We start from the raw sequence: 24,621 nt of genomic DNA on the forward strand, positions 1-24,621 counted from the left end.
CACCCGGTGCGTATCGAGCGGACCGAGCTCTCCGGCGTCCTCCTGCTGACCCCGAAGCCCTTCCACGACGACCGGGGCTTCTTCACCCGCACCTTCGACGCCGAGCTCTTCGACGCGGAGGTGGGCGCGGGCGTGAGCGCGACGTTCGCGCAGGACTCGCAGTCCCGCTCGGCGCGCGGCGTCGTCCGCGGGCTGCACGGGCGCCGCGGCCGCGGCGAGGCCAAGCTGGTGCGCTGCGCGCACGGCGCGGTGCACGACATCCTGGTCGACATCCGGCCGGACTCCCCCACCTTCGGCCGCAGCCGCGCCTTCCTGCTGGACGACAGCGACTTCCGGCACCTCTACGTGCCGCCCGGCTTCCTGCACGGCTTCCAGGCGCTCACCGAGACCGCGGACGTCTGCTACCGCATCGACCGCCCGCACGACCCCGCCGACGACCTCGCGGTGGCGCACGACGACCCCGACCTCGCGCTCACCTGGCCGCAGCCGGTCACCGTGGTCTCCGCCCGGGACCGGGCGGCGGGCAGCTGGCGCGAGCTGCTGGCCGCCGAGCGGCTCACGCATCGGTTCTGACCCGGCGCAGCTCGGCGTCGATCAGCCCGCGCTCGCCGAGCGCGCGCAGCGTCGCCAGCCGGACGAAGGTGGAGCCGAAGGCGTCGGCGGTCAGCCCGCGGTCGCGGTACTCGCGGTAGAGCTGGGCGGCGCCGTCCGGAATGCTCCAGCGCGCCTCGAAGCCGAGGTCGCGCCGGGCCGCCTCGAAGTCGACCCGGTACGAGCGCGGGTCGGCGCCGGACTCGCCGGTGATGACCACCTCGGCACCGGGAACGACGTCGGCCACCGCGTTCGCGATCTCCGCCACCGTGCGGTTGTTCCGCTCGGTGCCGATGTTGTAGGCGCGGCAGTGGATCGCCTCGACCGGGGCCTCCAGGCACACCGCGAAGGCCTCCGCGATGTCCTCGGCGTGCACCAGCGGCCGCCACGGGGTGCCGTCCGAGAGCACCTTCACCACGCCGCTCAGCACCGCATGGCCGACCAGGTTGTTCAGCACGATGTCGGCGCGCAGCCGGGGCGAGAAGCCGAAGGCGGTGGCGTTGCGCAGGAAGACCGGCGCGAAGCCGTCGTCGGCGATGGCCGCTACGTCGTCCTCGACCCGCACCTTGCTCTCCGCGTACGGGGTGAGCGGGCGCAGCGGCGCCGACTCGTCGACCAGGCCGTCCCCGGCGGAGCCGTAGACCGAGCAGGTGGAGGCGTAGAGGAAGCGGCGCACGCCCGCATCCTTGGCCAGCCGGGCCAGCCGGACCGAGGCGTGGTGGTTGATGTCGTGCGTGATCTCCGGGACCAGCGCGCCGAGCGGGTCGTTGGAGAGCGCGGCCAGGTGGATCACCGCGTCGAAGCCGGCCAGCTGCGCGGCGGTGACGTCGCGCAGGTCGACCGGGATGCCCGGCGGGTCCTGCGGCGCCGCGCCGAGCACGCAGTCGGCGAAGTAGCCGGTGTCGAGGCCGGTGACCTCGTGCCCCCTCGCCTGCAGCAGCGGCACCATCACGGTGCCGAGGTACCCCTGGTGCCCGGTGACGAGAACCCGCATCGTCCTACCCACTTCCCACATCGAGCACGATCTTGTCCATCAGGAAACCCTCCGCGTACGGCGCGTGGCACTGCACCCCGCGCAGCCGGGCCAGCCCGAGGAACGATTCGTCGTCGAACCAGTCCCGCTGTGCCTGCGAGGGGTAGTGCTTCGCCAGCAGCGCCGCCTTCTCGGCGGCCACCTCCGGCGTGACCGGGTGCAGCACCGTCGGTCGCGGCGTATCCGTCTCCCACTTGAGGATCTCGTAACCGAGCACCAGATGGTTACGGAACTCGGTCGGCACCAGCTCGGCCAGGGTCCGGTGATCCTGGTGCGCGTCGCCGCGGTGCGGCGCGAAGACCAGCTCCGGTTCGGTGCTCCGGCGGAACGCGGCGAGCGCGTCCTTCACCCGATCCCAGTGCGCGGGCACCCGCCCGTCCGGCACGTCGAGCACGGTGAGCGCCAGATCGGCGCCGGGGCAGAACGATTCGAGCGCCGCCCGCTCCTCGGCTGCGCGCGGCGTGCCCGCCCCGGAGAGGACGAGCGCGCGCACCCGGAGCCCGGCGTGCGCGCGCGCCAGCGTCAGCAGCGTCGCACCGGCGCCGATCGCGATGTCGTCGCAGTGCGCGCCGAGCAGCGCGATCTCGGTGAGCCGCGCGGGTACCAGCGGGATCACGACGCCGGACGCTCCCAGACCATCCAGGGCCGGTCGCCGCGGTGGTACCCGGTGTCCAGCTCGGCGCGCTCCTTGAAGGTGTCGGCGGGCTTCCAGAAGCCGAAGTGCTGGTAGCCGAAGAGCCTGCCCTGCGCGGCCAGCGCGCCGCAGGCGTCCTCGACCAGGTCGCCGCCGGCGGGCAGGTGGTCGAAGATCTCCTGGGTGAGCACGAAGTAGCCGCCGTTCTCCCAGATCGGCAGCTTGGCGACCGGGGTGATCTGCTTGACCTCGCCGTTCGGCAGCACGTCCACGCAGTGGAACGACGACTGCGGCGGCACGATCAGCATCGATGCCGCGGCGCCCGACTGCTCGAAGCGCCCGACGACCTCGTCCAGCGGGGCGTCGGTGAGCACGTCGGAGTAGTTCGCCAGGAACATCTCGTCGCCGCCCAGGTGCGGGCGCGCCCGGCGCAGCCGCTCCCCGATCGCCGACTCCAGCCCGGTGTCGACGAAGGTGATGGTCCAGTCCGCGATGTCGGAGTCGAGCAGCTCGACCTCGCCGCCGCGGATGACGAAGTCGTTCGACATCGTCTCCTGGTAGGTCAGGAAGAAGTTCTTGATGTGGTGCGCGCCGTAGCCGAGGCAGAGGATGAACTCGGTGTGGCCGTAGTGCGCGTAGTACCGCATGACGTGCCAGATCAGCGGCCGCGGCCCGACCATCTGCATGGGCTTGGGGACCACGTCGTTGTCGCTGTTGCGCATGCGCATGCCGTAGCCGCCACAGAACAGAACGACCTTCATCGGGTGCCGACCTCCGTGTCAACCGGATCGACCACGCGCACGGTCGGCAGCGGGAAGACCAGCCGGCCGCCCCACTCGCCGATGTGCCGCAACTGCGCGGTCAGCTCCGTCTCGAGATTCCAGGGCAGGACGACGACGACGTCCGGCCGGTCCGCGTCGATCCGCTCCGGCGAGTGGATCGGGATGCGGGTGCCAGGGGTGAACTTCCCGTGCTTGTAGGGGTTGCGATCGACCGTGTAGGCCAGCAGGTCGGGGCGGATGCCGCACCAGTTGAGCAGCGTGTTCCCCTTGCCCGGCGCGCCGTAGCCGACCACCGTCCGGCCCGCGGCCCGCTCCTCGAGCAGGAAGCGGAGCAGGTCGTGGCGGACCTCCTCGGCCCTGGTGCGCAGCACGGTGTAGCCCGCGACGGTGTGCAGCCCGGCCTCGGCCTCCAGCGCGAGCAGCTCGGCGACCCGCTCGGTCGGCTCGGCCACCGCCTCGGGGCGGGCCCAGATCCGCAGCGAACCGCCGTGCGTGGGCAGCAGCTCCACGTCGGCCACCGCCAGCCCCGCCACCGCGAGCGCCCGCTGCGCCGCGAGCAGCGTGTAGTACTGGAAATGCTCGTGGTAGATGGTGTCGAATTGGCCGTAGCGGACCAGATTCAGCGCGTGGTGCACCTCGATCGAGATCCAGCCGTCGTCGGCGACCAGCCCGCGGAGCGCGTGGGTGAAACCGCGCAGGTCCGGAATATGGGCGTAGACATTGTTCGCCACCACCAGATCGGCCGGGCCGTGTTCGGCCCTGACCTTTCCGGCCAGCTCTTCGTCCAGGAATGCGGTCAGCGTCGGCACACCGGCCTCGCGGGCGGCCGCGCCGACATTCACCGACGGCTCGATTCCCAGGCAGGGCACACCGGCGGCGACCACATTGCGCAGCAGATATCCGTCGTTGCTCGCCACCTCGACCACGAAGGAATCGCCGGTCAGGCCGAGCCGGAGCACGGCGTCCTCGACGAAGGTCTTCGCGTGCCGCACCCAGCTGTCCGAATACGACGAGAAATACGCGTACTCGGTGAAGGTCTCCTCCGGGGTGATCAGCGCCGGAATCTGCAGCAGCAGGCATTCCTCGCAGACCCGCAGGTGCAGGGGGTACGTGGGCTCGGGCAGATCGAGCTCGGCGGCGGACAGGAACTTCTCACAGGGTGGTGTGGCTCCCAGGTCGACCACACTGGTCAAGCTGGGCGAATCACACAGACGACAACGCACACGGGCTCCACATCGAAACAACAATCCCGCCGGCGGCGCCCCGCAGCCCGAGAAGTCACTTCTCTACCGACCGGGACAAAAAGTAGCATCACCGTGCGCCCGGCGCGACCCGAAGACTGACCGATTCCGCCCCGAAATCCCCGAACAGCTTGTTTCGAGTTACCGGCCCCGACGAGCGGTGTCCGGGATCACCGCGGGCAGAGCACATCCCGGCCCGCCTGCGAATTTCCGTACGCGCGTACCGGCTCACGTCATACCGATCAGTATGCGGCTGTGACCTGGGTCCTACGGGTTGTGCCCGGCGATCATCGGGGGCAATATCTTCGCAACAGATCGGCTCGGTTTCGATTCGCACCGTCGCGACGCCGCCGGACGGGCTGGGTCCTCTGAATTCTTCGTTTTCCTACGGTTGCGAAGAATTAGCGCTTCAAGCTTCAAGCAGGTTGTTTCACACATGGTTCTCGAGCTCACCGGCACCGGCGGTGCCGTCGACCTGCGCCACCTCTCCGCCCGCCCCGGCGAGCGAGACCGCTGGCGCCTCGGCTACGTCCGACGGCTCGTCGTCACCGACATGCTGGCCATCGCCGCGGGAACGCTGCTGGCCCAGCTGGTCGATGTGGACTTCACGGCCGCGCGCCCGCTGGCCTGGGCGCCGGACTTCGGCGCCGCCGCGATCGCGCTCTCGGCCGCCGTCTTCGTCGCCTGGTCGATCGCGCTCGGCTGGAAGGACACTCGCTTCCACCGCACCGTCGGCAGCGGGAACGAGGAGTACCGGCGGTTGCTGTCGGTGACACTGCACCTGTTCGGCGCGCTCGCGATCGGCGCCTTCGTGCTGCGCGCCGACGCCGCGCACGACTACCTCGCTGTAGCGCTGCCGGTGGGGCTGGCCGGGCTGGTCGGCACCCGCGCCGCCTGGCGCAGGCGCGCCGCCAGGCACCGCGCGCTCGGCCGGTACCGGCACTCGGTGCTCGTGGTCGGCGGGCCGGAGTCGGCGCGCGCCATCGCGCACAACTTCGACCGCAACCACATGTACGGCTACCACGTCGTCGGGGTCTGCACCGCGGCCGGGCCGAACCCCGACGAGCCCGGCTCGATCACGGTCGGCGGGCGGGAGATCCCGATCGTCGGCGACGACCGCTCGGTGATCAGGGCGGCACGGCGCACCGGCGCCGACACCGTCGTCGTGATGGCGACCGACCGGCTCGGCCCGCGCGACATCCGGCATCTGGCCTGGGATCTCGACGCCTTCGGTGCGGAGCTCATCGTCGCGGCCGGGATCATGGACGTCTCCGGCACCAGGATGTCGAGCCAGGTGCTGGCCGGCATGCCGGTGCTGCACATCGAGCGCCCGCAGTACGACCGCGCGCTCTCGCTGCGCAAGGCGATCTTCGACTTCTGCTTCTCGGCGCTGGTGCTGCTCGCGATCTCGCCGATCCTGCTGCTGATCGCCGCCGCGGTGAAGTTCACCAGCCACGGCCCGATCTTCTACCTCTCCGAGCGGATCGGCATGGACGGCAGGCCGTTCCGGATGATCAAGTTCCGCAGCATGTACGTGCACGCGGACAAGCACGTGCACACGCTGATCTCGGAGAACGGCGGGAATCCGCTCTTCTTCAAGATAAAGAACGATCCGCGGGTCACCCCGGTCGGGCGGTTCCTGCGCAAGTACAGCCTGGACGAGCTGCCGCAGTTCTTCAATGTGCTGCGCCGCGAGATGAGCGTGGTCGGGCCGCGGCCGCAGGTGCGCCGCGAGGTGCACTCCTACGACGGCGTCATGCGGCGCAGGCTGCTGGTGCGGCCGGGGGTCACCGGGCTGTGGCAGGTCAGCGGGCGTTCGGATCTCTCCCCCGAGGAGTCGGTGGAGCTGGACATCTCCTACGTGGAGAACTGGTCCATGGTGCTCGATCTCTGGATCATCACCCGCACGCTGCGGGCGGTCGCCGAGGGCGAGGGCGCGTACTGACCCGATCCCGCCGCACCGACGGGGGGCGGCGGGGTCGTTTGCCGCCGGGGTCACTGCGAGCCGGAGCTCTCGGCAACGGCGCTCGCGCGGCGGCCCGAACCGGGTCGGCCGCCACGCGTGAGCAGCGGGCACCCTAGGCTGCGTGGCATGCGTTCGCTCGTCCTCGCTGCCGCCGTCTGCCTACTGGCCGCGCCCGGGGTGGCGCACGCGGAGCCGTGGGGTCCGGCGCTGCCGCCGCACCCGTTCCTCGGCCCGGTCGGCTCGGCGACCATGCACGGCGACGCCGGATCCTCGGACACCACACCGTATCCCGGCCCCGGCGCCCGGCCACCGACGGTGCGCGCCGACCCGCTGGCCGCCGCCTGCCCGACCCTGCTGCAGGGCCGCGACGGGCTGGTGGTCGCGCTCTGCACCGCCATCGCCGGGCAGGTGCCGACCGTGCACCTGCTCGACCCCGAGCACGGCTCGACGGCCGCGCTCCCGCTGGTGAAGGGCAGCCTGCTCGGCGGGGTGTACGCGTATCTGGACCAGGACGACCGGCTGGTCGCGGTGGACGGCGACCGCGCACTGGTCCGGGTGGCGCACCACCGCGACGCCGACGGCCGGTGGCGGCTGGCGGTCGCCGAGCGCACCGACCTCTCCGGCGCGATTCCGCGGGGCGACAGCGTGACCGGGCTGGTGCCGGACTGGTCCGGGAATGTCTGGTTCGCCACCGGCGACGGTGTCGTCGGGGTGCGCACCCCGGCCGGCCGGACCGGCACCGTCGAGCTCGGTGAGCAGGTCGCGAACAGTATCTCGGCCGCGCCGGACGGGCACGTCGCCGTGGCGACCACGCACGCGCTCTACGAGCTGACCGCCGACGACGGGGTGCCCCGGGTCGCCTGGCGCGCGCCGTACGATCGGGGCTCCGCCCGCAAGCCGGGGCAGCTCAGCCACGGAACCGGCTCCACGCCGACCTATTTCGGCCCAGGGACCGGTGCGGAGTACCTGACGGTCGTCGACAATGCCGACGGCGGCGTGCGGGTGCTGGTCTTCCGCTCCGGCACCGGCGAACCGGTCTGTGCGGAGCCGGTGCTGACCGCGGGCGGGCCGGGCAGCGAGAACTCGCCGATCGGGGCCGGGCGCTCGGTCTTCGTCGCCGGGACCTACGGGTATCCGTACCCCACGGTGCCCGGTGATGCCGGGCCCGCGGTCCCGCCTTCCGCGCCGTTCACCGGCGGGATGACCCGGGTCGATATCGACGAAGCCGGGTGTCACACGGTGTGGGACAGCGGGATCCGCAGCGCGGCGGTGCCGCACCTGTCCACCGCGGACGGCCAGCTCTACACCCTCACCCGGCACGGGCTGGATGCCGCAACCCCGGCCGACGGCTTCTCGGTCACGGTGCTGGACCCGGCCACCGGCGCGGTGCTCGCGGACTCCCCCGCGCCGGGGACGGTGCTGAACGACCCGCTGCAGATGTCGCCGCTGATCCTGCCGGACGGGCGCATGCTGCAGGGCACGGTCACCGGGGTGCTGCGGATCGGCTGAGCCGGTTCACCCGATGGTCGCGTGCATCTCCCACACGATCACCTCGGCCTCGCCCGCGGCGCTCAACCGCTGCCCGCCCGCGCCGGTGAACCGCACCGAGTCGCCCTCGGCCAGCGGCCCCGTCCCCTCCAGCTCGACCGCGCCGCGCGCGACGAACAGGTGCAGGAACGGCGCGTCCGGCAGGGTGATCGGCGCGTCCCCCGCGCCGAGCCGCGCCACGTGCATGGTCGCGTACCTGTTCGCGATCCGGATGGCGGAGTGGTCGGCGTACTCCTGCATTCCGGAGGCCACCGGCACCAGCCCGCCGGAGAGCAGCGCGTCGTCGATCTCCAGTTGCTCGTAGCCGGGGGTGATCCCGGACTCGTCCGGCAGCACCCACATCTGCACGAAGTGCACCGGCTCGTCGTGCTGCTCGGCGAACGACCCGGTCGCGCCGGAGAACCGCCAGGAGTCGTTCTTCTCCGAGTGCAGGATGCCGGTGCCCGCGCTCATCCGCTGCGCCAGGCCCGGGTAGATCACCCCGGAGTGACCGGTGGAGTCCTGGTGCACCAGGGAACCGCGGAGCACCCAGGTGACGATCTCCATGTCCCGGTGCGGGTGCGTGTCGAAGCCCATGCCAGGGGTGACGATGTCGTCGTTGTTCACCATCAGCAGGCCGTGGTGGGTGTTCGCCGGGTCGTAGTGCTGCCCGAAGGAGAAGGAGTGCTTGGAGTCGAGCCAGCCGATCCGGGTCTTCAGCCGGTCGGCTGCGCGGCGGACGTCGATCTGCGGGGTGGTGGGAGCGGACACGGTGCCTCGATTCCGAGTTCGTTGCTTTGTCAACTACTTGCACACTACTCGTTATCGTTGCCTTGTCAACCACTGCGCGTACGCTGGAGGACGTGAACGCGACACGGTGGCTCGACACCGACGAGAACGAACTCTGGCGGGCCTACCTCGACGCGACCCGCCTGCTCTTCCGCGACCTCGACAGACAACTGACCACCGACGCGGGCATCGCCTTCGCCGACTACGAGATCCTGGTCCTGCTCGCCGAGGCCCCCGACCGGCGGCTGCGCATGAGCGCGCTCGCCGACGCCAGCAGCACCAGCCGCAGCGGCATCACCCGCGCCGTCACCCGCCTCGAGCACTCCGGCCGGGTCCGCCGCGTCGACTGCGAATCCGACCGCCGCGGCGCCTGGGCCGAGCTCACCGACACCGGCGCCGCCGAACTCGCCGCCGCGAGCCCCGGCCACGTCGCCGCCGTCCGCGAAACGCTGCTCGACCGCATCGACCCCGCCGACATCCCCGCCCTCACCCGCGCCTTCCGCGCCGTGCGCGATCATGCCAAGGTGACTTCCGACCAGCAGCCGGGCGCCCGGCATGAGTGACCGTATTCAGATCGATGAGCAGAGCCCGTCCGTGTACAAGAGCCAGGTGGGGGTGGCGTTCGCGGCCAAGCAGGCTGCGAAGCGGGCGGGGCTGGACCGGCATCTGGTGGAACTGGTGAATGTGCGGATCTCCCAGATCAACGGGTGCGCGCGGTGTCTGGATGTGCATACCAGGGCCGCGCGCGAGGCGGGTGAGACCGAACAGCGGCTGAGTGTGCTGGCGGCGTGGCGTGAGGCCGATATCTACACCGAGCTGGAGCGGGCGGCGCTCACCCTGGCCGAGGCCGTGACGACGCTGCCGCCGCACGACGAGCAGGAGCGCGCCTACGCGGCGGCCCGCGAGCACCTGGACGACGACCAGTTCGCCGCCGTCGCCTGGATCGCCATCGCGATCAACGCGTTCAACCGGATCTCCATCGTGAGCGGGCACGAGGTGCACCCGCGGGAGTGAAACTACTCCTGGTCGGCGGGGACCGTGATCGCCAGCGCCACCGGGACGAGCAGGTCGACCAGGTCGGCGACGGGCGGGCGCGGGTCCATGAGCAGCCACTCGTGCGCGACGCCGTTGACCGCGCCGATCAGGGCGCCGGCGGCGAGCATGGGTTCGCCGCGGACGTGCGCGCCGGGGCCGGCGATCGGCCCGACGGCCATCTCGATGAGCAGGCTCCACCCGTGCCGCCGCTGGCGGCGGTGCTGCTCCATCCGCTCGCTGACCCCGACCACCTCCAGGAAGGCGACCTTGGCGCGGTAGGGGTCGGCGTCGATGGAGCCGAGGTAGGCGGTGAAGGCGGCGGTGAGGCCCGCCCGCGGTTCGGTGCCAGCGCCGAGGCGGGAGAGCGCGGTGCCGACGGCGGCGGCCGCCTCGTCCTGGATCCGGTCGTAGGCGGCGACCAGGACGTCCTCGCGGGTCTCGAACTCCTCGTAGAACTGCCGCTTGGAGAGCCCGGCGGCGGTACAGACGTCGGCGAGCGAGCAGTGCGGGTACCCGCGTTCGGCGAACAACCTGGTCGCCGCCTCGATGAAGCGGGCGCGCCGCTCCTGCTTGCGCTCGGAGATCGCGCGACCGCCGTACTGCCTGCCGGTGGTTGTCACGTCCCTCACTGTATCGGCCGATCGGAGCCGGATTACCCCGCGGCCGGTGTGAGCGACGCCGCTGCGAAGCGGCGGCCCGGGATGGCGGCGAGCAGGCGGCGGGTGTAGTCCTGGGCGGGATCGTCGAGCACCTCACCGACCGGGCCCCACTCCACGATCCGGCCCTGCGACATGACCGCCACCGAATCGGCGATGGCGCGGACGACGGCGAGGTCGTGCGAGATGAACAGGTAGGTGAGGCCGAGTTCGGCCTGCAGCCGGTGCAGCAGGTCGAGGACCTGGGCCTGGGTCACCACGTCGAGTGCGGAGAGCGCCTCGTCCAGCACCAGCACCCCGGCCCCGACGACGAGCGCGCGGGCGATGGCGACCCGCTGCTGCTGGCCGCCGGAGAGCTCGCGCGGCCTGCGCTTGCGCACCGCCGCGGGCAGCCCGACCTGCTCGAGTGCCTCGGCGATGCGGGCGCCGCGCTCGGCGCGGGCGGCGATGCCGAAGGAGCGCAGCGGCTCGCCGACGATCTGCGCGACGGTCCAGCGCGGGTCGAGCGAGACCTGCGGATTCTGGTAGACGAGCTGGATGTCGCGCCACAGCTGCCTGCGCTCGCGCCCGCCGGTGGCGGCGACGTCGCGGCCGAGCACCGTGACGCTGCCCGCGCTCGGGCGGTGCAGCCCGAGCACGAGTTTGGCGGTGGTGGATTTGCCCGAGCCGGACTCCCCCACCAGCGCGAAGGTCTCACCGCGGGCGACGGTGAAGGAGACGTCGCGCACGGCGTGCAGCTCGCCGAAGGTCTTGCCGAGCCCTTCCACGACGACGGCGTCCTCCGCGCGGTCGACGATCTCCCGCGGCGGCCGGGTGTGGTGCGCGGCGACGGCATTGCGCAGCAGGTCGCGGCTGTAGGCGTGCCGGGGTGCGGCGACGATCTCGGCGGTGGGCGCGGTCTCCAGCACCCGGCCGCCGCGCATGACCGCCACCCGGTGCGCGCGGTCGGTGGCGATGGCGAGGTTGTGCGTCACCAGCAGTACGGCGGTGCCGAAGCGGGTGGAGAGGTCGTCGAGCACGTCGAGCACCTGGCGCTGCACGGTGACGTCGAGCGCGGAGGTGGGCTCGTCGGCGATGAGCAGCCGGGGCCGCAGCCCGAAGGCGATGGCGAGCAGCACCCGCTGCCGCATGCCGCCGGAGAGTTCGTGCGGGTACTGGCCGTGCCGCACCTCGGGGCGGTCGATCCCGACCAGCTCGAGCAGCTCCAGCGAGCGCTCGCGGATCGCGGCCGCGTCGAGCCGCTCGTCCCTGCGGTGCAGCCGGAAGACCTCGTCCAGCTGGGCGCCGACGGTGCGCACCGGGTTCAGCGAGGTCGCCGGATCCTGCGGGACCAGCGCGATCTCGGTGCCGCGCAGCCGGGTGTAGGCCCGGGTGCCGAGCTCGGTGAGCTCGCGGCCGTCGAATCGGATGCTGCCGCCGGTGATCTCACCGCCCGCGGCGAGCAGCCCGATCACCGAGCGGCTCAGCGTGCTCTTGCCCGACCCGGATTCGCCGACCAGCGCGACGATCTCACCCTTCGCGATGTCCAGGTCGACGTGGTGCAGCACCGGGTTCGCCCCGCGCCCGAAGGCGACCGAGAGGTCGCGGACGCGAAGCAGCGGTTCGGATTTCTCGGCCATGCTCGGCTTCCTCTACAGGCGGGTTGCGGACTGGATCCAGTGGCTGAGCCGCGCGAACGCCAGCACGACGGCCAGCACGACGACCCCGGGGAAGGTGGTGAGCCACCAGGCGTTGCCGAGGTAGTTGCGGCCCTCGGCGATCAGCGTTCCCCACTCGGGCGCGGGCGGTGGCGCGCCGTAGCCGAGGAAGCCCAGTGCGGCGATGGCGAGGATGGTGTTGCCGACCTCCACCGCCACCAGCGCGAGTACCGGGCCGATGGAGTTCGGCAGCACGTGCCGCAGCAGCACGCCGGGTGCGCGGGTGCCCGCGAGCCGGGACGCCTGCACGTACTCGAGGTTCGAGACGCGCAGCGCCTCGGCGCGCATGAGCCGGGCGAACGGCGCGATGGCCGCGATCCCGACGCCGAGCGCGATCTGCAGCGTGCCCGGGCCGAGCGCGGTGACCAGCACCAGCGCGAGCAGGAAGCCGGGCACCGCGAGCAGCACGTCGACCAGGCGCATGATGACCGCCTCCACCCGGCCGCGGGAGACAGCGGCGGCGACGCCGAGGATCGAGCCGGCGATCAGCCCGATGGCGACCGCGACCAGCGCGCCGATCAGGGTGGTGCGGGTGCCGTGCACGACCCTGGAGTAGGAGTCGCGGCCGACCCGGTCGGCGCCGAACCAGTGCTCGGCGCCGGGGGCGGCGAAGGAGTCGCGGGCCACGCCGACCAGTGGGTCGTGGGCGGTGAAGAGCCCGGGGACCAGCGCCCAGAGCGCGATGATCGCGAAGACGATCAGCGCCGCGATCAGCGAGAAGTCGGGCCGGGATCGCCGCCGCACCGGGGCGGGTGGCTCGACCGGTACCTGGACGACGGTCATGCGGCACTCCTTTCGCGGCCCGGAACCGGGCGGACCTCGGGCACCTCAGGCCACCGCGGCAGCGGGTTCGGTCTCGCGCACGATGCGCGGGTCGAGCAGCGGGTAGATCAGGTCGACGGCCAGGTTCACCACCACGAAGACGGCGGCGATCATGAGCACGAACCCCTGGATGAGCGCCAGATCCTGACTGGAGACCGCCTGCTCCAGCACCGAGCCGACGCCGTTGCGGGAGAACACCGTCTCGGTGACGACGGCCCCGCCGACCAGCAGCCCGAGCGTGTTCGCCGCGACGGTGAGCGTCGGCGCGGCGGCGTTCTTGAGCACGTGCCGGAAGAACAGCCACCTCTCGCTCGCGCCCTTGGCCCGCACCACCTCCACGAACTCCTGCCGGTAGGTGGCGTCGATGCTCTTGAGCAGCACCTGGGCGAACGCCGCGGAGAGCGGGATGCCGAGCACGACGGCGGGCACCAGCTCGGAGAGCAGCGAGCCGTCCGGGAAGACCGACATGAGCCCGAAGTGGAAGGAGAGGATCTGCAGCGCCACGATCCCGATCCAGAACGGCGGCACCGCGCTGAACAGCGGCGGCACCACCCTGGCGATCCGGCTCAGGAACCGCGGGCTGCCCAGGTAGGCGAACCAGGCGACGGCGGCGGTGATCAGCGCGGCCACCGCGAAGGCGAGCCCGGCCAGCACCAGGGTCGAGGGCAGCGCCTCGGTGATCCGCTGCGCCACCGTCTGACCGGTCGAGATGGAGTAGCCGAAGTTGCCCTGCAGCAGCCCGAACAGCTGGTGGAAGTAGCGCAGGAACGCGGAGTGGTCGTAGCCGTAGTAGCTCTTCATGTCCTCGACCACGGCCGGATCGATCCCGGCGCCGTCGCTCATCGAATTGACCAGCGCCGTCACCGGATTGGCGGGCAGCAGGGTGACCGCGACGAAGATGACGGTGTAGGTGAGCCAGAGCACCAGTACCGCGTGCAGCACCCGCTGCCGGATGTAGCGGGCCATCGCTCAGGCGGCCTTCCACGCGGTGTGGAACAGCGGGTAGGTGGTGGCGTTGAACTCCAGGTTGACCTGCGAGGAGACCCCGTACACCTGCGCCTCCTCGAAGACCGGGATGACGTATGCCCGGTCCAGCAGGTACTGCTGCTCCTCGCGCTGGATCTGGGCCAGCGCGGCGTCGTCGGCGGCGTTCAGCTCGCGCTCGCGGAAGGCGACCAGGCCGGGCTCCTCGACCAGCGTCGAGGTGTTGCCCGCACCGCCGAACTGCTGCGCCAGCGAGACCACCGAGATCCGGCTGACCACGATCGGCACCTCGGCGTCGGTCTGCGCGGCGGTGGCGAAGGTGGCGTCGTTGCGGACGTTCAGCACGACGCCGAGTTCCTGGCGCCACTGCTGCGCGATGTACTCCCAGGCCCCGTTGAGCGCGGCCTGCTGCGCGTCCTGCGGGACGGTGAGCTCGAGCCGCCGGTTGTCCTTGACCCGGATGCCGTCGGTGCCGGGCACCCAGCCCGCCTCGTCCAGCAGCTTCCGGCCGCGGGCCGGGTCGAAGGCGAACTCCTTCGAGTGGTCGACGAAGGCCGGGTGCTCGACGTTCAGAATGGATTTCGCGGGCGGGAAGCTCGCGGAGAGCGCGGTGCGCGACATCTCGTCGCGGTCGATGGTGATCTGCAGCGCCTTGCGCACCCGCTCGTCGGAGACGATGGGGTGGTTCAGCCGGAAGGCCGCCCAGTTCGAGGTGCCGAGCGTCGGCCTGGTGGCGAGCACCTGGAACCCGCCCGAGGTCAGCTGCGGCTCGTCGATCGGCTGCACGCCGCGCGCGATGTCGACCTGGCCGGACTGCAGCGCGCCGGTGCGCAGCCCGATCTCCGGCAGCACCCGCCAGACGACCTTCTCCAGGTAGGCGGCGCCCTGGTTGCGCGAGCCCTGCCAGGCCCAGGCGTAGTCCTCGCGGCGGCGCAGCACCACCTCCTGGTTCGGCACCTGCGATTCGAAGACGAACGGCCCGGCCGAGACCACGTTCTCCGGCTTGCCCGCCTCGGTGAGGTCGAGCTCCAGCGTCTTCGCCGCGACCAGGCCGTTCTGCAGCTGCGAGACGCGCAGCGGGAAGTCCTGGTTCGGCTTGGTGAGCACCACCTTGACGGTGTCGCCGCCGATCACCTCGGCGCGGTCGTAGCCGGGCTTGAGGTAGGCGTTGGCCGGGATGTTGCGGGCCGGGTCGCCCTTGCCGAGGCGGTCCAGGTTGCGCCGCACGATCTCGGCGTCCAGCGGGGTGCCGTCGCTGAACGTGACGCCGGGGCGGATCTTGAAGGTGAATTCGGTGTTCTGCGGGTTGTGCGACCACTCGGAGGCGATCCACGGGACCAGCTTCTTGGCCTTCGGGTCGAAGTAGAGCAGATACACCAGGACCGGGAACACGAGATTTCCGGACGAGTAGGTGGAGAGCCGCTGGTTCTGCCAGGACGGCACCGCCTGGGTGTCCGAGATCGTCAACGTTCCGCCGCGCACCGGGTCACCGGTGGGGGCGCTGCCCGACTGGGTGCGCCGGCCGGTGCCGCCGCAGGCCGCGAGCACCGCGGCCCCCGCCGAGGCCGCGGCGACCGCGAGGAAGCCGCGCCTGGTGAATCCACTCTTCATCGACAAGTTCCTTCGGGTTCGATCAGGAGCCGTAGAACGGCTCGCCTTCCAGTGATTCCGAGCTGCGGCCGTCGACGCCGACCGGGACATCGCCCTCGAGCGTCACGCGGTAGAGCACGCGGTCGTGGTCGAGGTGCCCGGCATCGGAGATGGCCAGGTGCGAGGTCGCGCGGTTGTCCCAGAACGCGACGCTGCCCGGCTGCCAGCGGAAGCGGACGGTGTACTCGGTGCGGGTGGCCTCCTCCCAGAGCGCCTCCAGCAGGTGCCCGGCGAGCCGCGGCGAGAAGCCGCGGATGCTCTTGGCCTTGCGGGTGAAGCCGGGGCTGACGAACAGCGCCCGCTCGCCGGTCTCCGGGTGCACCCGGACCACCGGGTGGAAGGTGCGCAGCGGCTTGTTCCCGATCACCCGGTTGCGGTCGCTGCCCGCGGCGGCCCGGTTCTCGAAGGTGTGCTCCGCGTCCAGCGTGTCGACGAAGTCGCGCAGCTCCTGGGGCAGGTTCTCGTAGGCCGCGACCAGGTTCGTCCAGGCGGTGTCGCCGCCGTAGGGGGGAAGGATGTCGGCGCGCAGGATGGAGAAGGCGGGCGGGTTGATCAGCGCGGTGACGTCGGTGTGCCAGCTGCTGTCGTAGGAGGTGCGCTTGCGCCCGTACAGCTTGTCGTAGCGCCGGGAATCGATCGGCAGGATTTCCGGGAAACCCTCCGGCGGATTCTCCTCGTACGGATGCGCCGGGGTGACCCGGCCGAATCGGCGCGCGAAGGCGATCTGTTCCGCGTGCCCGATGGTCTGGTCGCGGAAGAACACCACCTTCCATTTCAGCAATGCCCGCCGGATCTCGGCGATCACCTCGTCGGACAATTCCTGGGAAAGGTCGACGCCGGAGATCTCGGCGCCGGTGTAGCCGGACTGGGGCGCAACCGTGATCGACGATTGCACGGAAATCGGTTCGGACGCAGCGATTGTCATCGAGCCCACCACCTCGGTCGGTCGGAGAAGGATATGCAGGTCAGGCTATTCCGCCCACCGCCCGCAGCCGCGAGTTCGAATCGGGAAGATTGCCTACACCGACGGTGAAGTTCGGCTTGACATTCACGCCGGATTTCGATCGACATGATCGATTTCGTTGCTTTCGGCAATGAGTTCATTGCACTGTTCCGGGGAGGTGTGCGGAGGAGGAGAAATGGTGTCGAACGCGAAGTGTTGCCGTCGATGACATTCGGGAGGGGCGCGCTGCTCGCCGGCGTCGAGGAACCGGCGGGCCGGGATTCCCGGACCCTGCGCACCGGGCTGACCATGATGCTGCGCGGCTGCCGCGACCGGCCGCTCGCCGCGGCGATCGCCGTCGGCTGCGCGCTGATCAACGCGGTGTGCATGGTGCTCGCGGCCAAGGCGGTGGGCTGGGCCACCGACCACGTGGTGCTGCCGAGCTTCCGCGACGACCACTTCCCGGTGGGCGCGGCGCTGCTGGCCGCTGGGTTCGTACTCGGGGTGTCGCTGCTGCGAATCGTCACCATCATCGGGCGTGGGGTCGCCACCGGGATCGTGCAGTTCGGCGGTGAGGCCGCGGACCGAAGGGCCGTGGTGGCGCAGTACCTGCGGCTCGGGGTCTCCTGGCACCGGCGGCGGCCGTCGGGGCAGTTGGTCTCCGGCGTGGTCTCGGATGTGGAGACCGCGTGGGATCCCATGCAGCACTTCCCCTTCGCCACCGGCATGGCGGTGATGCTGCTGCTGGTCCTCGCCGATATCGCGCTGGTGGACGGCTGGCTGGCGCTGGTCGCCGCGGTGCTGATCCCGCTGGTGTTCGGCGCCAACCTGCTCTACCAGCGGGTGCTCGCACCGCGGGCGCGCGACGCGCAGCGGCACCGCGCGGAGCTCAGCGGGCTGGCGCACGAGGCGGTGGCCGGGCGGCAGGTGGTGCGCACGCTCGGCATCACCGATCGGGAGATCGCGCGGTTCGCCGCGACCGCCGACGAATCCCGCGCCGCCAACCGGCGCATGGGCAACGCGGGCGCGGTCTTCGACCCGGCCATCGAGCTCATGCCGCCGCTGGCCGCGCTGGTCATCCTCGCGGTCGGGGTGGCGCGGGTGCAGGACGGGCTGCTCGGGGTCGGCGCCCTGGTCGAGGTGGTCTACCTGCTCATCACCACCGCCATCCCGCTGAACGTGATCGCGCGGTTCCTCGGTGTGCTCCCGCTCGGCGTCGCCGGGCACACCAGGGTGCGGCGGGTGCTCACCGCCACCGAGCGGCCTGCGGCCGGGCAGCAGCGGCTGCCGGAGCAGGCCGGCGGCGTCGGGCTGGAGGTGGCGGGTGCCTGGTTCGGCTACGGCGAGCGCGCGGACGCGGTCCGCGACCTGACCCTCGCGGTGCGCCCCGGCGCGGTCGTCGCCGTGGTCGGGGCGACCGGGTCGGGCAAGAGCACGCTGCTCGGCCTGCTCGCGCACCTGCTGGAGACCGACCGCGGCGCCGTCGCGCTCGGCGGCGTCGACACCAGGCTGCTCGCGCCGGAGGCGGTGCGCCGCCGGACCGCGCTGGTCACCCAGAACGCCTTCCTCTTCGCCGACACCGTGCGCGCCAACGTCACGCTCGGCGCGGACGGCCCGGTGCGGCACGCGCTGGAGGTGGCGGGCGCGGCCGGGTTCGTCGCGGCGCTGCCGGACGGCGCCGACACCGAACTCTCCGACACCGCGCAGCTCTCCGGCGGGCAGCGGCAGCGGATCGCGCTGGCCCGCGCCGTCTTCCGGCGGCCGGGGCTGCTCCTGCTCGACGACGCCACCTCCGCGCTGGACCCGCTGGTGGAGCGGGCCGTGATCGAGGCGCTGCGCGCCGAGTACGCAGGCGACGAGCGGCGGACGACGGTGGTGCTGGTCGGGCACCGGGCCGCCACCATCGCGCTCGCCGACACCGTCGTGTTCCTGGCAGGCGGGCGGATCGTCGCGCAGGGCACGCACGCCGAGCTGCTCGAAGCAGAGCCCGCCTACCGCGCCCTGCTGGGCGCCTACGACACCGCGGAGGTGCTGGGATGAGCGCGACCGACAGCGCGCGGGCGGGCACCGCCACCGAACCGGGTGCCGCCACCGAACCGGGTGCCGCCACCGAACCGGGTACCGCCACCGAACCGGGTACCGCCACCGAGCCGGGTGCCGCCACCGAGCCGGGTGCCGCGGCCGCCGGGTCATCGACTCCCGCCGCGGGAGCCGATTCCACAGCACGGCGCTACGGCACCGCGGCCCTGCTGCGCCGGGTGCGCCGCGACACCGTCGTCTCCCGCCGCACGCTCACCGCGATCCTCGCCGCCGCGGCCGTCGCTGCCTCGGGACGCATCGTCATCCCGGTCACCATCCAGTACGCCCTGGACCACGCCCTGCTCGCGAACGTCGACGCCGCCACCCGCGACGAGGTGGTCACGCTGGCCGTCGGCGTCGGCGTGATCGCGGTGCTGCTCGCCATGCTGAGCTCGGCCTTCGTGAACTTCCAGCTGGTCAGCACCGTGGAGCGGGCACTGCGGGACCTTCGGGTGGCCGCCTTCGCCCGGATCCTGCGGCTCTCCCCCGCCGACCCGCGCGCCGACTCGGCGGGCTCGCTGGTGGCCAGGGTGACCAACGACGTCGACGTGGTCACGCTCTACGCCCAGGCGGGCGGGATCACGCTGGTGCAGAACATCTCCCAGATGCTGCTGGCGCTGGTCGTGATGGCGGTCTACTCCTGGCCGCTGGCGCTGCTGGTCCTGGTGATCGGCGCCCTGGTTCCGGTCGGCGGACGCCTGCTGCAGCGCTGGGTGTCGCGCCGCTTCGACGCCGTGCGCAGCGCCGTCGGCGACCTCTACGCGGTGCTGCTGGAGCTGCTGGTCGGGATCGACACGATCCGCGGCTACGGCATCGAGGAGCGGATGCGGGCCCGCGCCGACGCCGGGATCGACGCGGTCTGGGCGACGCAGCGGCGGACGCTCTGGCCGATGGGGTTCAACGTCTCGGTCGGCGAGGTGGCGAGCGGGCTGATCACCGCGTCGGTGCTGGTGGCGGGCACCGCCGCCGGGGTCGGGGTGTTCGGCGCCGAGCTGGGGCTGAGCGCGGGCGACATCGTCGCCTTCCTCTTCCTGGTGACCTTCTTCGTGCGGCCCATGCAGTTCGCGGTGGCCAGCCTGGCCGACGCGCGCAATGCCGAGGCCGGGCTGCGCCGGGTGGTCGAGATCCTGGACCTGCCGGTCGAGGAGGCCCGCGCCGGGGTCGCGCTGCCCGCCGGGCCGCCCGCGGTGCACCTCACCGGCGTCGGCTTCGAGTACGTGCCGGGCAGGCCCGCGCTGCGCGAGGTGAGCGTGCGGCTGGAGCCGGGCGAGCACGTCGCCGTCGTCGGCGAGACCGGCTCCGGCAAGAGCACCTTCGCCAAACTCGTGACCAGGCAGCTGCTGCCGACCAGCGGCGTGCTCACGCTCTGGGGCGCCGACCTCACCGAGATCACCGACGAGGCGCTCACCCGCCGGGTCGCCATCGTCCCGCAGGACGCCTTCCTCTTCGACCGCACCGTCGGCGAGAACATCGCGCTCGGCCGCGCGGGCGCCTCCGCCGACGCCGTGCACGAGGTGCTGGAGCGGCTCGGCCTCGCCGAGTGGGTCGCCGGGCTGCCCGACGGCCTCGACACCCCGGTCGGCCAGCGCGGCGAGGCGCTCTCCGCGGGCGAGCGCCAGCTGGTGGCGCTGGCCAGGACCGCGCTGGTGAACCCGGACCTGCTCGTCCTGGACGAGGCGACCAGCGGCGTCGACGCGGGCACCGACGTCCGGGTGCAGCACGCGCTGGCCCGGCTCACCCGCGGCCGCACCACCCTCACCATCGCGCACCGCATGCACACCGCAGAGACCGCGGACCGGGTGCTGCTCTTCCACGACGGCCGGATCGCCGAGGACGGCCCGCACGACGACCTGATCGCGAGCGGCGGCCGCTACGCCGGGCTGCACGCCGTCTGGGCCCGCGATTCCGTGACCAGCCGGGTTCCCGGCTAGAAGGAGACCATCATGCCCCGCAGACTGCACCTCAACGTCGGCGTGAACAGCACCGGCTACCACGGCAACTCGTGGCTCGCGCCGGACGCCGCCTGGGACCGCTGGGTCTCGTTCGAGCACTACGTGGCGGTGGCCGAGCTCGCGCGCGGCGCCGGCTTCGACGCCGTCTTCCTCTCCGACCACCCCGCGCTGCAGCGCGCCCCCGGCAACCGGCCGCTGCACAGCCTCGACCCGATCGTGCTCTTCACCGCGCTGGCCGCGCGGGTGCCCGACATCGGCTTCGTGATCACCGCCTCCAGCTCCTACAACTCGCCCTACAACCTGGCGCGGCGGCTGGCCAGCCTGGACCACATCTCCGGCGGGCGGGTGATCTGGAACGTGGTCTCCAGCTTCAACCCCGACATCGCCGCCAACTTCGGCGCCGAGCCCCTGCCCGGGCGCGCCGAAAGATACCGGCGGGCCGACGAATTCGTCGAGGTGGTCCGGGAGCTGTGGCGCAGCTGGGACCACGACGCGGGCACCGCCCCCGCCGCGCTCGGCGACCAGCTGTGGACCGGGGAGAACGCCCGCACCATCGATCACCACGGCGAGTTCTTCGACGTTCGCGGGCCGCTGAACGTGCCGCTCGGGCCGCAGGGGTATCCGCTCATCGCCCAGGCCGGGGCCTCCGACGCCGGGATCGACCTGGCCGGGAAGCACGCCGACCTGCTCTACGCCGCGCTGCTCGGCAAGGACGCGGCACGCGCCTACCGCGACCAGGTGCGCGCCCGCGCCGTCGCGCACGGCCGCGATCCCGAGGCGATCCGCTTGCTCCCCGGGCTCGTCCCCATCGTCGCGCCGACCCGCGCGGAGGCGCTGCGCAGGCACGAGGAGCTCAACGGGCACCCCTCCGAGGAGTCCTTCCTGCGCGCCTTCGCCGACCGGTACGGAATCCCCTTCGACCCGGACGCCGTCCTCATCCCCGAGCTCTTCCTCGCCGACGACGACCAGCAGTCCCCCGTCGGGTTCACCCGGTCGCTGCACGATCTGGTCGCGAGCGAGCGGATCACGCTGCGCGATATCGTCCGCCGGGTCGAGGGCGGGCACCGGCTCGTCCTCGGCACCCCCGCCGAGGTGGCGGAGCAGATTCTGGACTGGTGGCGGGAAGGGGTCGTCGACGGTTACACCGTCCAGCCGCCGACGCTGCCCCACGATCTCGAGGTCTTCGTGCGCGACGTGATCCCGCTGCTCCGCGACGCGGGTGCGCTCGCGGACGGTTATCCGGAGTCGACGGTGCGCGCCCGCTTCGGGTTGCCCGAAGTCGTGGTCCCGGTGACGACCGGCTGAGCACCGGCGCGGCGGCGGACTCGTGGCGGCGCAGCATCCGGACCGTCCGACGGCTCCCGAGCCCCGCCGCCTAGAGCCGCTCCGCCGCGAAAACGGCTGCGGCGGTGACGGCTTCGCCGTAGCGGGTGTGCGCCCCGTACCCGGCGTCGGGGGGCAGCGCGGATGCCGGGTTGCAGACCGGGTCCTGCGGTACGCAGTACTGCGCGGTGCGGGCGGCGTAGGGCTCCGGGATGGCGGTGTTGTAGACGTGGATCGGGCTGGCGAACAGGAGCAGGGCGGCGATCCGCGGGGCGAGCGGGGGCGGGACGACGGCGGTGGCCGGGAAGTCGTCGCTGCCCATGCCGAGCGCGTTGGAGACCACCTCGGCGCCCTGCGAGTACCCGGCCAGCACGAACCGCGTCGCCGGGCACTCGGCGGCGCGGACGACCAGGTGCGCGACCAGGTCGACGGCGCCGATCGCGCGCGAGCGCGGGCCGGTGGTGTCGGCGGGGTAGGACACGTTGTAGAGGGTCAGCTGCAGCTCGGGGCGGGCGGCGCGGAGGGCGGCGTCGAGCGGGCGCCCGACCGTCGGGTCGTCCACCGACGCCCAGGTGGCGGCGACCGGCTGCGAGTAGTCGGTGCCGCGCGCCATGACCAGCTCGGCGTCGCCGCAGCCGGGCGCGGCCGCGGCCACCGGGGCGGTGAGCGCGATTCCGGCGCCGGTCAGGACGGCTGCCAGCAGGGCGGCGCCGGTCGTCGTCGGGGTCATCGCTCCTCCGTGTCGGGTGTTTGTACTGGTCGGCGATCGTCGACGCGGACCACGCGGCGGCGCCCGGATCGCGAACCCGCGGGCGGTGCCGTCGGCCGCGCGAGCCGTCAGTAGTCGGGGCTGCGGAGCAGCCCGGCGGAATCGGCGCGCTCGGTGACGAGCGGGCGGTAGATCCGCTCGGTCCACTCCTCCTTCGGCACGGGGGCGAGCCCGATCGAGACCGCGCCGTCCCTGACACCGAAGGCGCGGGTGATGGCGGCGGTGATGTCGGCGTCCAGCCGCGCGCGGGCGGCGGCGTCGAGGTCGGCGGGGAAGTGGCTGATCTCCACGTGCGGCATGGCCGGACCGGCTTCCTGTCGGGGCCGCCCACGCGGGCGAGCGCTCACGATGCAGCCTGCCAGATCACCGCCGCGAAACGCACCCCGCTCCGGGTCGGAGCGGGCATACTTCCCGGAGAGTTCGCCGGTGACCCGGCCACGACGCACCGTCCGATCCAGGGCGGGGAAGGGGCCGAGATGACGGCGCTAACCGGACGGTTGCTCGGCGGCCCGGCCGCCCTGCTCGGCGCGGTGCGCGCCCGGCTCGACCCCTCCGCCTTCCACCCGGAGCTGCGGTTGCACGCCCGGCTGCTGCCGGGCAGGCCGGTCACCGCGCTGACCCTGCCGCTGATGCGCAGGCTCGGCGACCTCATCCCGGAGGGGCGGGCTGAGGTCTTCGAGATCGGCGAGCACGTCTCGGTGCGGGTGCACCGCCCCGCACTCGCGGCGGCGCCGGGGCCCGCGCTGCTCTGGATCCACGGCGGCGGTTACGTCTTCGGCTCCGCGCGCCAGAACGACCGCCTCTGCCGCACCTTCGCGAACGCACTGAACGCGGTGGTCGCGGCGGTGGAGTACCGGCTCGCCCCGGAGCACCCCTACCCCGCCGCGCTCGACGACTGCTACGACGCGCTGCAGTGGCTCGGCGCGCAGCCGGAGATCGACCCGGAGCGGATCGCCGTCGCGGGCGCCAGCGCCGGTGGCGGGCTCGCCGCCGCGCTCGCCTTCGCCGCGCGTGACCGCGGCGGGGTGCGGCCGGTGCTCCAGGTGCTCTCCTACCCCATGCTGGACGACCGCTCCACCGGCGCCGAGCTGGAGACCGGCACCTTCCGGCTGTGGAACACCGCCGCCAACCGCTTCGGCTGGCGGGCCTACCTGCGCGGCGCCGACCCGGCCGCCGCCGTGCCCGCGCGCCGCACCGACCTGGCCGGGCTCGCCCCGGCCTGGATCGGCGTCGGCACCCTCGACCTCTTCCACGCCGAGGATCTCGCCTACGCCGAGCGGCTGCGCGCGGCCGGGGTCGAGGTGCGGGTGCTGGAGGTGCCCGGTGCCTTCCACGGCTTCGACGAGGTGGCCGCCGACACCGGGGTGGCCCGTGATTACATTGCCGCCCAGGTTGTTTCGCTGCGCGCCGCGCTGACCGCCTGATCGAGCAGCCCCGCGATCTCCGCGCAGGCCCTGACGTCGCCGAACGAGCGGTAGACCACGTGCAGGGTGGCGTTGTGGTCGGCGTCGCGGCGGGCGGCGGTGCCGTCGGCGAGCAGGATCACCCGATAGCCGAGGGTGCCCGCGTCCCGCGCCGACGACTCGCAGCAGACATTGGTGACGGTGCCGGCGATGAGCACGGTGTCGATGCCGCGCTCGGCCAGCCGCTCCGGCAGGTCGCTGCGGCCGGGGAAGAAGGCGCTGTAGGCGGATTTCTCCGCGTAGAGGTCGCCGGGCTCGGCGCCGAGCCCGGGCCAGAGCCGCTCCGCCGAGGGGCCGGTGCCCGCGGAGCAGGCGTAGCTCGCCGCCGTCTCGGCGCCGAAGAATTCGACGGCGTGCGGGAGCGGGGGTCGCGCGGCCGGGACCACCCAGGCCACGGTCCCGCCCGCGGTACGCAGCCGGGCGGCGAGCTCGGCGACGCGGCCGACGATGCCGCGGCAGTACGGGTTGCCCGCGACGTGGAAGGGCACCATGTCGATCACCACCAGCGCGGTCCGCGCCGGGTCGAGCACCGGGTAGGCGAACCGCCGCCCGCGCCGCTCCTCGTGCCTGCGGTACTCCCGCTCCTCGATGCGCCAGGCGTGTTCGCGAACCTCCCCATCGCTCATGCTGGGCAGTCTCGCACCGAAATTCACTGTTCAGACGGAAGAACACACCACTAACGTCC

The 24,621-nt window shown here is 72.3% G+C and carries 23 protein-coding genes; 9 read left to right on the forward strand and 14 right to left on the reverse strand.

Annotation, left to right across the window (positions count from 1 at the left end):
- The first annotated feature begins 6 nt into the window (after positions 1-6).
- The gene (gene rfbC / locus ACFUJ1_RS09005) at positions 7-573 is read left to right on the forward strand and encodes a dTDP-4-dehydrorhamnose 3,5-epimerase (RefSeq protein WP_378644140.1); all 567 of its coding nucleotides are present in this window, start codon (positions 7-9) and stop codon (positions 571-573) included.
- Here the strand turns inward: rfbC and ACFUJ1_RS09010 are convergent.
- From ACFUJ1_RS09010 to ACFUJ1_RS09025, 4 genes are read right to left on the reverse strand one after another with little or no spacing between them, the layout of a single operon-like run.
- Complete coding sequence (locus tag ACFUJ1_RS09010) at positions 557-1,585, reverse strand: NAD-dependent epimerase/dehydratase family protein (protein WP_378644141.1); 1,029 nt, start codon at positions 1,583-1,585, stop codon at positions 557-559. The two genes, rfbC and ACFUJ1_RS09010, sit on opposite strands and share 17 nt — an antisense overlap.
- A 4-nt stretch (positions 1,586-1,589) precedes the next feature.
- Positions 1,590-2,240, reverse strand: coding sequence for a PIG-L deacetylase family protein (locus ACFUJ1_RS09015; RefSeq protein ID WP_378644143.1), 651 nt, complete (start codon positions 2,238-2,240; stop codon positions 1,590-1,592).
- Positions 2,237-3,019 (reverse strand): glucose-1-phosphate cytidylyltransferase, encoded by a 783-nt coding sequence (locus tag ACFUJ1_RS09020; protein WP_378644145.1) that lies wholly within the window; start codon positions 3,017-3,019, stop codon positions 2,237-2,239. Before ACFUJ1_RS09020 ends, ACFUJ1_RS09015 begins: the two co-directional genes overlap by 4 nt.
- Complete coding sequence (locus ACFUJ1_RS09025) at positions 3,016-4,263, reverse strand: methyltransferase domain-containing protein (protein ID WP_378644147.1); 1,248 nt, start codon at positions 4,261-4,263, stop codon at positions 3,016-3,018. The genes ACFUJ1_RS09020 and ACFUJ1_RS09025 overlap by 4 nt, the downstream gene beginning before the upstream one ends.
- A 454-nt stretch (positions 4,264-4,717) precedes the next feature.
- Here ACFUJ1_RS09025 and ACFUJ1_RS09030 point away from each other — a divergent pair, with 454 nt between their 5' ends.
- Together ACFUJ1_RS09030 and ACFUJ1_RS09035 are read left to right on the forward strand one after the other, a co-directional pair.
- On the forward strand, positions 4,718-6,226 hold the full coding sequence (locus ACFUJ1_RS09030; protein ID WP_378644148.1) for a sugar transferase: 1,509 nt from the start codon (positions 4,718-4,720) through the stop codon (positions 6,224-6,226).
- A 147-nt stretch (positions 6,227-6,373) separates the two neighbouring features.
- Positions 6,374-7,756: a hypothetical protein gene (locus tag ACFUJ1_RS09035; RefSeq protein ID WP_378644149.1), complete on the forward strand. Its 1,383-nt coding sequence runs from the start codon at positions 6,374-6,376 to the stop codon at positions 7,754-7,756.
- 6 nt (positions 7,757-7,762) lie between these two features.
- On the opposite strand, the gene ACFUJ1_RS09040 is transcribed toward ACFUJ1_RS09035, so the two are convergent.
- The gene (locus ACFUJ1_RS09040) at positions 7,763-8,545 is read right to left on the reverse strand and encodes a pirin family protein (protein ID WP_378644150.1); all 783 of its coding nucleotides are present in this window, start codon (positions 8,543-8,545) and stop codon (positions 7,763-7,765) included.
- Positions 8,546-8,637: 92 nt separating this feature from the next.
- Here ACFUJ1_RS09040 and ACFUJ1_RS09045 point away from each other — a divergent pair, with 92 nt between their 5' ends.
- Complete coding sequence (locus tag ACFUJ1_RS09045; protein ID WP_378644151.1) at positions 8,638-9,126, forward strand: MarR family winged helix-turn-helix transcriptional regulator; 489 nt, start codon at positions 8,638-8,640, stop codon at positions 9,124-9,126.
- Positions 9,119-9,577: a carboxymuconolactone decarboxylase family protein gene (locus ACFUJ1_RS09050; protein ID WP_378644152.1), complete on the forward strand. Its 459-nt coding sequence runs from the start codon at positions 9,119-9,121 to the stop codon at positions 9,575-9,577. Before ACFUJ1_RS09045 ends, ACFUJ1_RS09050 begins: the two co-directional genes overlap by 8 nt.
- Before the next feature lie 2 nt (positions 9,578-9,579).
- On the opposite strand, the gene ACFUJ1_RS09055 is transcribed toward ACFUJ1_RS09050, so the two are convergent.
- Genes ACFUJ1_RS09055 through ACFUJ1_RS09080 form a run of 6 tightly spaced genes read right to left on the reverse strand, consistent with a single transcriptional unit; the run spans position 9,580 to position 16,332 of the window.
- On the reverse strand, positions 9,580-10,218 hold the full coding sequence (locus ACFUJ1_RS09055) for a TetR/AcrR family transcriptional regulator (protein WP_378644154.1): 639 nt from the start codon (positions 10,216-10,218) through the stop codon (positions 9,580-9,582).
- Between the two features lie 32 nt (positions 10,219-10,250).
- Entirely contained in the window at positions 10,251-11,873 is a 1,623-nt protein-coding gene (locus tag ACFUJ1_RS09060) for a dipeptide ABC transporter ATP-binding protein (RefSeq protein ID WP_378644156.1), read from the reverse strand.
- Between the two features lie 12 nt (positions 11,874-11,885).
- Positions 11,886-12,734 (reverse strand): ABC transporter permease, encoded by an 849-nt coding sequence (locus ACFUJ1_RS09065; protein WP_378644158.1) that lies wholly within the window; start codon positions 12,732-12,734, stop codon positions 11,886-11,888.
- 45 nt (positions 12,735-12,779) lie between these two features.
- Complete coding sequence (locus ACFUJ1_RS09070; RefSeq protein ID WP_378644159.1) at positions 12,780-13,739, reverse strand: ABC transporter permease; 960 nt, start codon at positions 13,737-13,739, stop codon at positions 12,780-12,782.
- Between the two features lie 3 nt (positions 13,740-13,742).
- Positions 13,743-15,368, reverse strand: coding sequence for an ABC transporter substrate-binding protein (locus tag ACFUJ1_RS09075; RefSeq protein ID WP_378644161.1), 1,626 nt, complete (start codon positions 15,366-15,368; stop codon positions 13,743-13,745).
- Positions 15,369-15,390: 22 nt separating this feature from the next.
- Positions 15,391-16,332: a TauD/TfdA dioxygenase family protein gene (locus tag ACFUJ1_RS09080; protein WP_378644163.1), complete on the reverse strand. Its 942-nt coding sequence runs from the start codon at positions 16,330-16,332 to the stop codon at positions 15,391-15,393.
- Between the two features lie 243 nt (positions 16,333-16,575).
- On the opposite strand from ACFUJ1_RS09080, the gene ACFUJ1_RS09085 reads away from it, so the two are divergent.
- Genes ACFUJ1_RS09085 through ACFUJ1_RS09095 form a run of 3 tightly spaced genes read left to right on the forward strand, consistent with a single transcriptional unit; the run spans position 16,576 to position 21,686 of the window.
- Complete coding sequence (locus ACFUJ1_RS09085; protein ID WP_378644164.1) at positions 16,576-18,390, forward strand: ABC transporter ATP-binding protein; 1,815 nt, start codon at positions 16,576-16,578, stop codon at positions 18,388-18,390.
- Positions 18,387-20,360 (forward strand): ABC transporter ATP-binding protein, encoded by a 1,974-nt coding sequence (locus tag ACFUJ1_RS09090; RefSeq protein ID WP_378644166.1) that lies wholly within the window; start codon positions 18,387-18,389, stop codon positions 20,358-20,360. The genes ACFUJ1_RS09085 and ACFUJ1_RS09090 overlap by 4 nt, the downstream gene beginning before the upstream one ends.
- A gap of 12 nt (positions 20,361-20,372) precedes the next feature.
- Positions 20,373-21,686, forward strand: coding sequence for an NtaA/DmoA family FMN-dependent monooxygenase (locus ACFUJ1_RS09095; RefSeq protein ID WP_378644167.1), 1,314 nt, complete (start codon positions 20,373-20,375; stop codon positions 21,684-21,686).
- A gap of 70 nt (positions 21,687-21,756) precedes the next feature.
- Here the strand turns inward: ACFUJ1_RS09095 and ACFUJ1_RS09100 are convergent, their stop codons facing one another.
- A complete protein-coding gene (locus tag ACFUJ1_RS09100; RefSeq protein ID WP_378644169.1) occupies positions 21,757-22,434 on the reverse strand; it encodes a cutinase family protein in 678 nt (225 codons plus the stop codon).
- 107 nt (positions 22,435-22,541) lie between these two features.
- Positions 22,542-22,772 (reverse strand): hypothetical protein, encoded by a 231-nt coding sequence (locus tag ACFUJ1_RS09105; protein WP_378644171.1) that lies wholly within the window; start codon positions 22,770-22,772, stop codon positions 22,542-22,544.
- Positions 22,773-22,949: 177 nt separating this feature from the next.
- Here ACFUJ1_RS09105 and ACFUJ1_RS09110 point away from each other — a divergent pair, with 177 nt between their 5' ends.
- Positions 22,950-23,897, forward strand: a complete 948-nt coding sequence (locus ACFUJ1_RS09110; protein WP_378644173.1) for an alpha/beta hydrolase — start codon at positions 22,950-22,952, stop codon at positions 23,895-23,897.
- Here the strand turns inward: ACFUJ1_RS09110 and ACFUJ1_RS09115 are convergent.
- Entirely contained in the window at positions 23,849-24,562 is a 714-nt protein-coding gene (locus tag ACFUJ1_RS09115) for an isochorismatase family protein (protein WP_378644174.1), read from the reverse strand. The two genes, ACFUJ1_RS09110 and ACFUJ1_RS09115, sit on opposite strands and share 49 nt — an antisense overlap.
- Positions 24,563-24,621 lie beyond the last annotated feature (59 nt).

This window comes from Nocardia sp. NPDC057227 (assembly GCF_042669725.1).
GTDB classification, from domain to species: Bacteria; Actinomycetota; Actinomycetes; order Mycobacteriales; family Mycobacteriaceae; genus Nocardia; species Nocardia asteroides_A.

What these genes read in the sequence shown, in the direction of transcription:
- ACFUJ1_RS09085 (WP_378644164.1), top strand. Translation starts at nt 16,576, where the DNA reads ATGACATTCGGGAGGGGCGCGCTGCTCGCCGGCGTCGAGGAACCGGCG.
- ACFUJ1_RS09105 (WP_378644171.1), bottom strand. Translation starts at nt 22,772, where the DNA reads ATGCCGCACGTGGAGATCAGCCACTTCCCCGCCGACCTCGACGCCGCC.
- ACFUJ1_RS09035 (WP_378644149.1), top strand. Translation starts at nt 6,374, where the DNA reads ATGCGTTCGCTCGTCCTCGCTGCCGCCGTCTGCCTACTGGCCGCGCCC.
- ACFUJ1_RS09115 (WP_378644174.1), bottom strand. Translation starts at nt 24,562, where the DNA reads ATGAGCGATGGGGAGGTTCGCGAACACGCCTGGCGCATCGAGGAGCGG.
- ACFUJ1_RS09110 (WP_378644173.1), top strand. Translation starts at nt 22,950, where the DNA reads ATGACGGCGCTAACCGGACGGTTGCTCGGCGGCCCGGCCGCCCTGCTC.
- ACFUJ1_RS09075 (WP_378644161.1), bottom strand. Translation starts at nt 15,368, where the DNA reads ATGAAGAGTGGATTCACCAGGCGCGGCTTCCTCGCGGTCGCCGCGGCC.
- ACFUJ1_RS09060 (WP_378644156.1), bottom strand. Translation starts at nt 11,873, where the DNA reads ATGGCCGAGAAATCCGAACCGCTGCTTCGCGTCCGCGACCTCTCGGTC.
- ACFUJ1_RS09010 (WP_378644141.1), bottom strand. Translation starts at nt 1,585, where the DNA reads ATGCGGGTTCTCGTCACCGGGCACCAGGGGTACCTCGGCACCGTGATG.
- ACFUJ1_RS09020 (WP_378644145.1), bottom strand. Translation starts at nt 3,019, where the DNA reads ATGAAGGTCGTTCTGTTCTGTGGCGGCTACGGCATGCGCATGCGCAAC.
- ACFUJ1_RS09080 (WP_378644163.1), bottom strand. Translation starts at nt 16,332, where the DNA reads ATGACAATCGCTGCGTCCGAACCGATTTCCGTGCAATCGTCGATCACG.
- ACFUJ1_RS09050 (WP_378644152.1), top strand. Translation starts at nt 9,119, where the DNA reads ATGAGTGACCGTATTCAGATCGATGAGCAGAGCCCGTCCGTGTACAAG.
- ACFUJ1_RS09070 (WP_378644159.1), bottom strand. Translation starts at nt 13,739, where the DNA reads ATGGCCCGCTACATCCGGCAGCGGGTGCTGCACGCGGTACTGGTGCTC.
- ACFUJ1_RS09095 (WP_378644167.1), top strand. Translation starts at nt 20,373, where the DNA reads ATGCCCCGCAGACTGCACCTCAACGTCGGCGTGAACAGCACCGGCTAC.
- ACFUJ1_RS09090 (WP_378644166.1), top strand. Translation starts at nt 18,387, where the DNA reads ATGAGCGCGACCGACAGCGCGCGGGCGGGCACCGCCACCGAACCGGGT.
- ACFUJ1_RS09100 (WP_378644169.1), bottom strand. Translation starts at nt 22,434, where the DNA reads ATGACCCCGACGACGACCGGCGCCGCCCTGCTGGCAGCCGTCCTGACC.
- ACFUJ1_RS09065 (WP_378644158.1), bottom strand. Translation starts at nt 12,734, where the DNA reads ATGACCGTCGTCCAGGTACCGGTCGAGCCACCCGCCCCGGTGCGGCGG.
- ACFUJ1_RS09030 (WP_378644148.1), top strand. Translation starts at nt 4,718, where the DNA reads ATGGTTCTCGAGCTCACCGGCACCGGCGGTGCCGTCGACCTGCGCCAC.